Origin of the sequence: Streptococcus sp. (assembly GCF_032481935.1) — a bacterium.
In the GTDB taxonomy this organism is placed as follows: domain Bacteria; phylum Bacillota; class Bacilli; order Lactobacillales; family Streptococcaceae; genus Streptococcus.
This window is the reverse complement of sequence record NZ_JAWERU010000044.1, coordinates 1-10,858: the sequence shown is the minus strand read 5'-3', so window position 1 is coordinate 10,858 and position 10,858 is coordinate 1. Positions and strand designations below refer to the sequence as shown.

General features: G+C 39.0%; 9 protein-coding genes and 1 pseudogene. 7 read left to right on the top strand and 3 right to left on the bottom strand.

Annotation, left to right across the window (positions count from 1 at the left end; translation table 11 throughout):
* The 4 genes and pseudogenes from E7C97_RS08005 to E7C97_RS07990 all read left to right on the top strand — a co-directional run.
* Positions 1 to 355 (top strand): annotated as a pseudogene (locus tag E7C97_RS08005) (ketol-acid reductoisomerase); the annotation flags it as partial.
* 80 nt (positions 356 to 435) lie between these two features.
* Positions 436 to 1,686 (top strand): threonine ammonia-lyase IlvA, encoded by a 1,251-nt coding sequence (gene ilvA, locus E7C97_RS08000; protein WP_316108794.1) that lies wholly within the window; start codon positions 436 to 438, stop codon positions 1,684 to 1,686.
* Between the two features lie 82 nt (positions 1,687 to 1,768).
* Positions 1,769 to 2,665: an SPFH domain-containing protein gene (locus E7C97_RS07995; protein ID WP_000243418.1), complete on the top strand. Its 897-nt coding sequence runs from the start codon at positions 1,769 to 1,771 to the stop codon at positions 2,663 to 2,665.
* A gap of 105 nt (positions 2,666 to 2,770) precedes the next feature.
* A complete protein-coding gene (locus E7C97_RS07990) occupies positions 2,771 to 2,986 on the top strand; it encodes a hypothetical protein (protein WP_001140700.1) in 216 nt (71 codons plus the stop codon).
* 358 nt (positions 2,987 to 3,344) lie between these two features.
* Here E7C97_RS07990 and E7C97_RS07985 read toward each other — a convergent pair whose 3' ends face one another.
* Together E7C97_RS07985 and E7C97_RS07980 are read right to left on the bottom strand one after the other, a co-directional pair.
* Complete coding sequence (locus E7C97_RS07985; protein ID WP_000081949.1) at positions 3,345 to 4,085, bottom strand: amino acid ABC transporter ATP-binding protein; 741 nt, start codon at positions 4,083 to 4,085, stop codon at positions 3,345 to 3,347.
* A complete protein-coding gene (locus tag E7C97_RS07980) occupies positions 4,085 to 5,650 on the bottom strand; it encodes an ABC transporter substrate-binding protein/permease (protein WP_316108791.1) in 1,566 nt (521 codons plus the stop codon). Before E7C97_RS07980 ends, E7C97_RS07985 begins: the two co-directional genes overlap by 1 nt.
* 130 nt (positions 5,651 to 5,780) lie before the next feature.
* Here E7C97_RS07980 and E7C97_RS07975 point away from each other — a divergent pair, with 130 nt between their 5' ends.
* Both E7C97_RS07975 and E7C97_RS07970 read left to right on the top strand, forming a co-directional pair.
* On the top strand, positions 5,781 to 7,673 hold the full coding sequence (locus tag E7C97_RS07975; RefSeq protein WP_316108789.1) for a DUF2207 domain-containing protein: 1,893 nt from the start codon (positions 5,781 to 5,783) through the stop codon (positions 7,671 to 7,673).
* A 61-nt stretch (positions 7,674 to 7,734) separates the two neighbouring features.
* Positions 7,735 to 8,580 carry an undecaprenyl-diphosphate phosphatase gene (locus E7C97_RS07970; RefSeq protein WP_316108787.1) on the top strand — a complete coding sequence of 282 codons (846 nt, stop codon included), beginning with the start codon at positions 7,735 to 7,737 and terminating at the stop codon, positions 8,578 to 8,580.
* 37 nt (positions 8,581 to 8,617) lie between these two features.
* On the opposite strand, the gene dinB is transcribed toward E7C97_RS07970, so the two are convergent.
* Positions 8,618 to 9,679 (bottom strand): DNA polymerase IV, encoded by a 1,062-nt coding sequence (gene dinB, locus E7C97_RS07965; RefSeq protein WP_316108786.1) that lies wholly within the window; start codon positions 9,677 to 9,679, stop codon positions 8,618 to 8,620.
* Between the two features lie 237 nt (positions 9,680 to 9,916).
* Between dinB and E7C97_RS07960 the strand changes: the two genes are divergently transcribed.
* Positions 9,917 to 10,858: pyruvate formate lyase family protein (locus E7C97_RS07960; protein ID WP_316108785.1), on the top strand; the 942-nt coding region annotated here is incomplete at its 3' end.

Here is a 10,858-nt window from a genome sequence, read left to right as displayed (position 1 = left end):
GGCTTACTTTGAAGTTCTTCACGAAATGAAATTGATCGTTGACTTGATCTATGAAGGTGGATTCAAGAAAATGCGTCAATCAATTTCAAACACTGCTGAATATGGTGACTATGTCTCAGGACCACGTGTAATCACTGAACAAGTCAAAGAAAACATGAAAGCAGTTCTTGCGGACATCCAAAATGGTAAATTCGCCAACGACTTTGTGAATGACTACAAAGCTGGACGTCCAAAATTGACTGCCTACCGTGAACAAGCAGCTAACCTTGAAATTGAAAAAGTTGGTGCAGAATTGCGTAAAGCAATGCCATTTGTCGGTAAAAACGACGATGATGCATTCAAGATCTACAACTAATTTTTAAGAATATAAACAGAAGGCGAGTTGGGGGGAACCTAACTCGCTTTTTATCTTGAAAACTCATCTGGGAGGAGATTATGCTAAGTGCAAAAGATGTGGTGAAAGCCCACAAGGTTTTGAGTGGTGTAGTAGCCAATACTCCACTTGACTACGATCATTATTTATCCGAAAAATACGGAGCGAAAATTTATCTTAAAAAGGAAAATGCTCAACGTGTTCGTTCTTTTAAAATTCGTGGGGCTTATTACGCAATTTCCCAATTGACAAAAGAGGAGCGTGAACGTGGTGTAGTGTGTGCTTCAGCGGGCAATCACGCTCAAGGAGTTGCCTACACATGTAATGAGATGAAGATTCCTGCAACAATCTTTATGCCAATTACGACACCTCAACAGAAAATTGGTCAGGTTCGTTTCTTTGGAGGAGATTTTGTTACTATCAAATTAGTAGGGGATACTTTTGATGCTTCAGCCAAGGCTGCTCAAGACTTTACCGTAGCTGAAAATCGTACTTTTATTGACCCCTTTGATGATCCCTATGTTCAAGCTGGTCAGGGTACGGTAGCCTATGAAATTTTAGAAGAAGCTCGTAAAGAATCTATTGAATTTGATACTGTCTTGGTACCTGTTGGAGGCGGAGGTCTCATTTCAGGTGTTTCTACTTATATTAAAGAAACAAATCCTCAGATTGAGGTCATTGGAGTAGAGGCTGAAGGTGCTCGTTCTATGAAGGCTGCCTTTGAAGCTGGGGGACCGGTTAAACTTAAAGAAATTGATAAGTTTGCGGATGGAATTGCCGTGCAAAAGGTAGGGCAGTTGACCTATGAAGCAACACGCAAACATGTAGAAACTCTTATCGGTGTAGATGAAGGCTTGATTTCTGAGACCTTAATTGATCTCTACTCTAAACAAGGTATCGTAGCAGAACCTGCGGGTGCTGCTAGTGTCGCAGCTCTAGAAGTATTATCCGATTATATTAAGGGCAAGACCATTTGTTGTATCATTTCTGGAGGGAATAATGACATCAACCGTATGCCAGAGATGGAAGAACGTGCCTTGATTTATGATGGTATCAAGCATTACTTTGTAGTGAATTTCCCACAACGTCCGGGAGCACTTCGAGAGTTTGTAAATGATATCTTAGGACCTCATGATGATATTACTCGTTTTGAATATATCAAACGAGCTAGCAAGGGAACTGGTCCAGTATTGATAGGGGTTGCACTTGCTGATAAACATGATTATGCGGGATTGATTCACCGGATGGAAAAATTTGACCCATCTTATATTAACTTGAATGGGAATGAGACCCTATATAATATGCTTGTTTAATATGCTATGAAATTTTTATCATATTATTTGCCTAACCTATTTACTAGTGCTATAATGTAAGTGAAGAAAGGGGGAGATTCCCATGGTTTTAAAAGTTATACTTGTTCTAATTATTCTAATGCTTATTGTAGGAGCTATATTAATGAGCTCAATCTATGTTGTTCGACAACAATCAGTAGCTATCATTGAACGATTTGGTAAGTATCAAAAATTGAGCAACAGTGGTATTCATCTACGTGCACCATTTGGCATTGATAAAATTGCAGCTCGTGTACAACTACGTCTCTTGCAAAGTGAAATCGTTGTGGAAACCAAGACTCAAGATAACGTATTTGTGACGATGAATGTTGCGACACAGTACCGAGTAAATGAACAAAATGTTACAGATGCTTACTATAAACTAATGAGACCTGAGGCTCAAATCAAATCTTATATTGAAGACGCATTGCGCTCATCAGTTCCTAAGTTAACTTTGGATGAATTGTTTGAGAAAAAGGATGAAATTGCATTAGAAGTTCAAAAACAAGTAGCGGAAGAAATGTCAACGTATGGGTACATTATCGTCAAAACGCTCATTACCAAAGTAGAGCCGGATGCGGAAGTCAAGCAATCGATGAATGAAATCAATGCTGCTCAACGTAAGAGAGTAGCAGCACAAGAATTGGCCGAAGCAGATAAAATTAAGATCGTAACAGCGGCCGAAGCAGAGGCAGAAAAGGATCGCCTACATGGTGTGGGGATCGCAGAGCAACGAAAAGCAATTGTTGATGGACTTGCTGATTCTATTAAAGAGTTAAAAGGAGCCAATGTTGAATTAACTGAAGAGCAAATCATGTCAATCTTGTTAACTAACCAGTATTTAGATACATTGAATAATTTTGCAGAAAAACAAGGTAATAATACAATTTTCTTACCAGCAAATCCTAACGGAGTTGAAGATATACGAACCCATATATTATCGGCTTTAAAAGCCAAGTAAACCAAATCTTAACGTCTTATTTGATTGGATATATGTTTTGTTATTGACAAATGCCATAAAAACGTATACAATTAAATATCGTAAAGAATAAAATAGGAGAAAAACATGGCTAAGACTAACTTTGAAAAAGTAGAATCAGTTGTTAGCTGGGTTCGTGATAAGAAGATCACTGGTTATCGTATTTCTAAAGAAACGAATGCACGTGAAATGTCTATCATTGCTCTAGCTCAAGGACGTGCAAAAGTTAAAAATATTTCCTTTGAAACAGCCCTTGGATTAATTGATTTCTATGAAAAAAATCATGAAAAATTTGAAGATTAATCTTTGGATACTAGCAGACTCTAATTAGAGTCTGCTTTTATTTATAGAACGGCGAAATAGCCATGCTATGACCTACTAAACAAATCTATCTGTAAGGATGAACTAGGTTGACAGTAGAGGAGTGATCTCACTCATGAAAATCAAATAAAAGATTAGGAATAGAGCTACAAGCATTACTTGCTCAGGAAACAGAAGAAGGGATAAAAGTGATTTTAAAGTATATAAAAAGAGGTCGGTATAAAAAACTCCGACCTTGATTTTTATATTCTTATGTTCATGAGCCTTTGACTCAATGTTGATTGGGGATTGAATAGGAAAACAACTCTTGGTTTAAGAGGTTTATTCAACCGCTTTTGTCTTATCCTAAATAGCGTTGTAAAAATTCTCTTGTACGTTCCTCTTTAGGATTTGTAAATAAATCTTCAGGTTTGCCTTCTTCTGCAATAACACCTTTGTCCATAAAGATGACACGGTGTGATACGTCACGAGCAAATTCCATCTCGTGGGTTACAACGATCATTGTCAAGCCTTCTTGAGCTAGTTCTTGCATGATTTTTAGAACTTCACCGACCATTTCAGGATCAAGGGCTGAAGTTGGCTCATCAAAGAGAATGGCATCAGGGTTCATAGAAAGTGCGCGAGCAATGGCGACACGTTGCTTTTGACCACCTGAAAGTTGCTTAGGTTTAGCTTGCCAGTAGCGCTCTCCCATTCCAACTTTTTCAAGGTTTTCTTTAGCAATTTTCTCTGCTTCTGATCGTTCACGTTTGAGAACGGTTGTCTGTGCAACAATCGTATTTTCAAGAACATTGAGATTTTCAAAGAGGTTAAAGGACTGGAAGACCATACCTAGTTTTTCACGATAGTGAGTGAGATTATAGCCCTTCTCGAGGACATTTTCACCGTGATAAAGGATTTCACCTTCAGTTGGTGTTTCGAGAAGGTTGATAGAACGTAGGAAGGTTGATTTACCGCTACCGGAACTACCGATGATAGAAATCACTTCACCTTTATGAATAGTGAGAGAGATGTCTTTTAGGACCTCGTTTTGCCCGTAGGATTTTTTGAGGTGTTTGATTTCAAGGATTGGTTGACTCATTATTTCAAATCCTCCGTTTGCATTTGGTTAGCACCTGTCGTGTAGGTATCCATATCCATGCGTTTTTCGATGAAGCGTAGGATACGCGTTACTGTGAAGGTGAGGACAAAGTAGATAACTGCTATGATGGTAAAGGTTTGGAAGTACTGGTAGGTTTGTGTTGCTACTGTATTTCCTGAGAAGTAAAGTTCTACTACAGAGATAACGTTCAATACAGAAGTATCCTTGATGTTGATGACGAATTCATTACCAGTCGCTGGTAGAATATTTCGAACAACTTGAGGCAAAACAATCTTACGCATGGTCTGGTTATGAGTCATACCAAGTGCAGTTGCCGCTTCAAATTGTCCCTTATCAACAGACAAAATACCACCACGAACAATTTCAGTCATGTAGGCACCAGTGTTGATTGAAACGATAAAGATAGCAGCTAGCGTACGGTCTAGGTTGATCCCGAAAGCTTGGGCAGTTCCATAGTAGATAACCATAGATTGTACAATCATAGGTGTTCCACGGAAAATTTCAATATAGATATTGAGAATCCAACCGATTAGTTTTTGGATTCCAAAGATAAATTGGTTTTCAGATAGAGGTGCAGTACGGAAAACACCGATGGCAAGACCGATAGCGAGACCAACGATGGTACCGATAATTGAAATGAGAAGGGTAATACCAGCACCACGCAAGAGTTGTTGCCAGTTTTCAGTAAGAATTTTAGCGACTTGGCCAAAGAAATTACTGTTGCTGTCTTCTGTCGTTGTAGATTCTGCTGGTTGCTCTTTGATCATACGATCCATGAGAGCAACTTGTTCATCTTTAGAAATAGTTTCAATACTAGCATTGATTTGGCTGATACGTTCGTCGTCTTTACGAAGACCGATAGCGATAGAGGTATCCTCTTCTCCAGTTTTAAAACCAGGTTCAGGCTGAATCATTTTGAACTTAGCATTTGCTGACTCAGCAGTTAGGGCTTCTGGTCGTTCAGAAACATAGGCATCAATGACACCAGCTTCAAGAGCTTGACGCATTTGAGCGAAATCTCCCATGGCAGTTTCCTTCTGAGCGCCTGAGATTTGTGAAATCAAGTCGTAAAGGTAAACACCTTGTTGAGAAGTGATTTTTGCTCCGCTAAAGTCATCTAATGATTTGGCGTTAGCATAGGCAGAATCCTTTTTGACCAAAAGTACTGGTTCGCTAGTATAGTAGCTGCTTGAAAATGCAATTTCTTGTTTGCGTTCAGCAGTTGGGCTCATACCTGCAATGATCATATCAATCTTACCAGAAGTAAGGGCTGGAACAAGTCCTTCCCACTTGGTTTTAACAACCAAGGGCTCTTTACCTAGGTCCTTAGCAATCTTTTTAGCTATTTGGACGTCGTAACCATTAGCATATTGGTTGGTTCCATCAATTTTGACAGCGCCGTTACTGTCGTCATCTTGAGTCCAGTTAAAGGGTGCGTAGGCTGCCTCCATACCGATGCGTAAATATTCATCGGCTTGGACCTGGCTAACGAGTCCTAAAGTAAGAGCCAGGCTAGCAAGGATAGTTAAGCATAATTTTTTCATGATTTCTCCTATTTCTAGTCTAAAATTGCTTCTCTCTATTGTATCGAAAAAGCGGAACTTTTTCAATCTTAGTAAACCCTTACTTGTAAAAAAATGATATAATGAGAAAAAGGTTAAAAGGGGCTATATTATGAAAAAAAGATGGTTAATAGTACTTATATTTACTTGTCTGATAATTGTTCCAAAATTGGTTTTTGCCGTGGATTATAGCATTCCATCCTATAAAGGAGAACTGTATATTCATGCAGACAATACAGCGGAATTTAGGCAGAAGATAGTTTACCAGTTTGAGGAGGACTTTAAGGGCCAAATCGTGGGACTTGGACGTGCTGGCAAGATGCCTAGCGGATTTTATATTGATCCTCAGCCAAAGGTTGAGGCATCTAAAAATGGTCATAAAATCGAAAATCTTACTAGCGAAGTGACAGAAGAAACGAATGGTTATACTGTTAAAGTCTATAATCCAGGTCAGGAAGGGGATAGGGTCGAAGTGGAACTTACCTGGCAATTGAAAAATCTTCTTTTTTTATATGATGATATCGCTGAATTAAATTGGCAACTCTTAACAGATAGTTCAGAATCTATTGAAAAATTTGAGTTTCATGTGATGGGAGATAATGGGGCCGAAAAACTCTTTTTCCACACAGGGCAACTCTATAGAGAGGGAAGGATTGAACAGAGTGGTCATGACTATACGATTCGTTTAGACAATCTTCCGTCTAAGCGTGGAGTTGAGTTGCATGCCTACTGGCCTCGAACTGATTTTGCTAGCGCTACAGATCAGGGCTTAAAAGGGAATCGTTTAGAAGAGTTTAATAAGATAGAAGAGTCGATTGTTAGAGAAAAAGATCAGAGTAAACAACTCGTTACTTGGGTATTTCCTTTGCTACTTTCCATTTCCTTGTTATTGAGTGTCTGCTTCTATTTTATCTATAGAAGAAAGACCACTCCTTCAGTCAAATATGCTAAAAATCATCGTCTCTATGAACCACCAATGGAATTAGAGCCTATGGTTTTATCGGAGGCTGTCTACTCGACCTCCTTGGAGGAAGTGAGTCCTCTAACCAAAGGAGCAGGTAAATTCACCTTTGACCAACTTATTCAAGCTACCTTGCTAGATGTGATAGACCGTGGGAATGTCTCTATTATTTCAGAAGGAGATGCAGTTGGCTTGAGGCTGGTAAAAGAAGATGGTTTGTCAAGTTTTGAGAAAGACTGCTTAAATCTGGCCTTTTCAGGAAAAAAAGAAGCAACTCTTTCCAATTTGTTTGCGGATTACAAGGTATCTGATAGTCTTTATCGTAGAGCAAAAGTCTCTGACGAAAAACGGATTCAAGCAAGGGGGCTTCAGCTCAAATCTTCTTTCGAAGAAGCATTGAAAGAGATGCAAGAAGGAGTGAGAAAGCGAGTTTCCTTCTGGGGACTACCAGATTATTATCGCCCTTTAACTCGTGGGGAAAAGGCCTTGCAAGTAGGTATGGGACTCTCTACTATTCTACCCCTATTTATTGGATTTGGTTTGTTCTTGTATAGTTTGGATGTTCATGCTTATTTTTACCTCCCCTTGCCAATACTTGGTTTTCTAGGTTTGGTTTTGGCTGTTTTCTATTATTGGAAGCTTCGACTAGATAATCGTGATGGTGTCCTAAATGAAGCAGGAGCAGAAGTCTACTATCTCTGGACCAGTTTTGAAAATATGTTGCGTGACATTGCACGATTGGATCAGGCTGAGCTGGAAAGTATTGTGGTCTGGAATCGCCTCTTGGTCTACGCGACCTTATTTGGCTATGCGGACAAGGTCAGTCATTTGATGAAGGTTCATCACATACAAGTAGAAAATCCAGATATCAATCTCTATGTAGCTTATGGCTGGAACAGTATGTTTTATCATTCAACAGCACAAATGAGCCATTATGCTAGTGTCGCAAATACAGCAAGTACTTTCTCTGTATCATCTGGAAGCGGTAGCTCTGGTGGAGGTTTTTCAGGCGGTGGCGGTGGTGGAAGTATTGGTGCTTTCTAAAGAAAACTCAACACAGCCTTTAAAAGTATGATATAATGGAGGGTAGAAAAAGGAGTAATCTATGTATTTTTTTGAAATTTTAAAATCGATCTTTTTTGGGATTGTTGAAGGAATAACGGAGTGGTTGCCGATTTCAAGTACTGGTCACCTGATCCTAGCGGAAGAATTTATCCAATATAAAGACCAAAGTGAAGCCTTTATGTCTATGTTTAACGTGGTTATTCAACTTGGTGCAATCTTAGCCGTTATGGTTATCTACTTTAACAAACTTAATCCTTTCAAACCAGGGAAAGATAAAGTTCAAGTTCGTAGAACTTGGCAATTATGGTCGAAAGTATTTGTTGCGACTCTCCCTCTTCTCCTTGTCTTTAAGTTTGATGACTGGTTTGACACTCACTTCCATAATATGGTTTCAGTAGCCATTATGTTGATTGTTTATGGGGTTGCCTTTATCTATCTTGAAAAACGTAACAAAGCGCAAGCGATTGAGCCAACAGTCACAGAGCTAGACAAGTTGCCTTATAAAACGGCCCTCTATATCGGACTTTTCCAAGTCTTGGCTCTTTTACCTGGGACTAGCCGTTCGGGTGCCACTATCGTTGGTGGTTTGTTAAATGGAACCAGTCGTTCAGTGGTAACAGAATTTACCTTCTATCTAGGAATTCCAGTTATGTTTGGAGCCAGCGCTTTGAAGATTTTTAAATTCATCAAAGCGGGAGAAGTGCTGAGTTTTGGTCAGTTCTTCTTGCTCTTGGTAGCAATGGTAGTGGCTTTTGCAGTCAGCATGGTTGCCATTCGTTTCTTGACCAGCTATGTTAAAAAACACGACTTTACAATGTTTGGAAAATATCGTATTGTCCTAGGTAGTGTCTTACTACTTTATAGCTTCGTTCGATTATTTGTATAAGAAAAAAGCCTTGAGGGAAGCTACTTCCTTCAAGGTTTTAAAATCCAGTCACAGTGACACCCAATAAGCGAACGTCCTTATCTTTATCTGTCAGAGATTCGTAAAGTTGGATAGCCATTTGTGAAATAGTTTCAGCATCTTGGATCTTTTGAGATAAGCTTTTCCGCTTAGTCATTGTAGAAAAGTCAGCATAGCGGATTTTTAAAATAACAATCTTTCCAGATTTTTCATGTTTTTGAAGACTCAGGGCAACTCTTTCCGAAAGGAGAGTTAGCTCTTTTTTGATATCCTCTTCTAGATTGAGAATTTTACTATAAGTTTTTTCTTTTCCAATAGATTTACGAATGCGATTGGATTTGACGGGAGAATTATCAATGCCACGAGCTTTGCGATACAGGTCAAAACCGAGTCGACCAAAACGATCAATGAGACTAATTTCAGAAATTTTTAAAAGATCAGCACCTGTAAATACCCCCATTTGATGCAATTTCTCAACTGTTTTCTTACCCACACCGTGGAATTTAGCGATATCCATTTGTTTGAGAAAATCTTCAGCTTCATCAGGGAGAATAACTGTCAGACCTCGAGGTTTTTGGTAATCGCTGGCTATTTTAGCTAAGAATTTATTATAAGACACACCAGCAGAAGCAGTCAGATGAAGTTCTTGCCAAATATCTTGTTGAATTAGTCGAGCGATTTTAACAGCTGACTTGATACCGAGTTTGTTTTCAGTCACGTCTAGATAAGCTTCATCGATACTCATAGGCTCGATATTATCCGTATAACGTTTGAAAATAGCTCGAATCTGTTGACCGACAGCAGTATATTTTTCGTAGTTTCCAGAAATGAAAACAGCTTGAGGGCAACGTTCATAGGCTTCTTTAGAACTCATAGCTGAGTGGATGCCGAAGACTCGCGCTTCATAACTACAGGTAGAAACAACTCCTCGACCACCAGTTTTTCTAGGATCACTACCAATCACAACTGGCCTCCCTTTAAGTTTGGGATTGTCTCGAATTTCAACAGCAGCAAAAAAGGCATCCATGTCAATATGGATGATTTTACGAGATAAATCATTCATTAGTGGAAAAATCAACATGGAGAAACCTCTCAGTGCTAGTTTGTTTAATTTTATTATACTCTTTTTCTGAAAAAAATGAAAACCAAATAACATCTTTCAAAAATATAATACAGTTTGTTATATATTTCGAACTGTATTAGAAAAGAAAGTGTTTAAAAAGTGAGTTTTTAGTTGTTGAAATCGTTTACTGTGTGTTATACTGAATACATGAATGTAACAGATGACTGTTACTAGAAAGAAAAAAGAGGAATTAACATGGTTGTTAAGACAGTTGTTGAAGCACAGGACATTTTTGACAAAGCTTGGGAAGGCTTTAAAGGTGTTGACTGGAAAGAAAAAGCAAGTGTATCACGCTTTGTACAAGCAAACTACACTCCTTATGATGGAGATGAAAGCTTCCTTGCAGGACCAACAGAACGTTCACTCCACATCAAAAAAATCGTAGAAGAAACTAAAGCACACTACGAAGAAACTCGTTTCCCAATGGACACTCGTCCAACTTCTATTGCTGATATTCCTGCTGGATTTATCGACAAAGAAAACGAAGTGATCTTTGGTATCCAAAATGATGAACTCTTCAAATTGAACTTCATGCCAAAAGGTGGTATCCGTATGGCTGAAACAACTTTGAAAGAAAATGGATACGAACCAGATCCAGCTGTTCACGAAATCTTCACTAAATATGTAACAACAGTTAACGACGGTATCTTCCGTGCCTACACTTCAAACATTCGTCGCGCTCGTCACGCTCACACTGTAACTGGTCTTCCAGATGCCTACTCACGTGGACGTATCATCGGTGTTTACGCACGTCTTGCTCTTTACGGAGCAGACTACTTGATGCAAGAAAAAGTCAACGACTGGAATGCAATCAAAGAAATCGATGAAGAAACAATCCGCCTTCGTGAAGAAGTAAACCTTCAATACCAAGCATTGCAACAAGTTGTACGCTTGGGTGACCTTTACGGAGTTGATGTTCGTAAACCAGCGATGAACGTTAAAGAAGCTATCCAATGGGTTAACATTGCTTTTATGGCTGTCTGCCGTGTTATCAACGGTGCAGCAACATCTCTAGGACGTGTGCCAATCGTATTGGATATCTTTGCAGAACGTGACCTTGCTCGTGGTACATTTACTGAATCAGAAATCCAAGAATTTGTTGATGATTTCGTTATGAAACTTCGTACAGTTAAATTT

What these genes read in the sequence shown, in the direction of transcription:
- E7C97_RS07995 (WP_000243418.1), top strand. Translation starts at nt 1,769, where the DNA reads ATGGTTTTAAAAGTTATACTTGTTCTAATTATTCTAATGCTTATTGTA.
- E7C97_RS07990 (WP_001140700.1), top strand. Translation starts at nt 2,771, where the DNA reads ATGGCTAAGACTAACTTTGAAAAAGTAGAATCAGTTGTTAGCTGGGTT.
- ilvA (WP_316108794.1), top strand. Translation starts at nt 436, where the DNA reads ATGCTAAGTGCAAAAGATGTGGTGAAAGCCCACAAGGTTTTGAGTGGT.
- E7C97_RS07985 (WP_000081949.1), bottom strand. Translation starts at nt 4,085, where the DNA reads ATGAGTCAACCAATCCTTGAAATCAAACACCTCAAAAAATCCTACGGG.
- E7C97_RS07975 (WP_316108789.1), top strand. Translation starts at nt 5,781, where the DNA reads ATGAAAAAAAGATGGTTAATAGTACTTATATTTACTTGTCTGATAATT.
- E7C97_RS07980 (WP_316108791.1), bottom strand. Translation starts at nt 5,650, where the DNA reads ATGAAAAAATTATGCTTAACTATCCTTGCTAGCCTGGCTCTTACTTTA.
- E7C97_RS07970 (WP_316108787.1), top strand. Translation starts at nt 7,735, where the DNA reads ATGTATTTTTTTGAAATTTTAAAATCGATCTTTTTTGGGATTGTTGAA.
- dinB (WP_316108786.1), bottom strand. Translation starts at nt 9,679, where the DNA reads ATGTTGATTTTTCCACTAATGAATGATTTATCTCGTAAAATCATCCAT.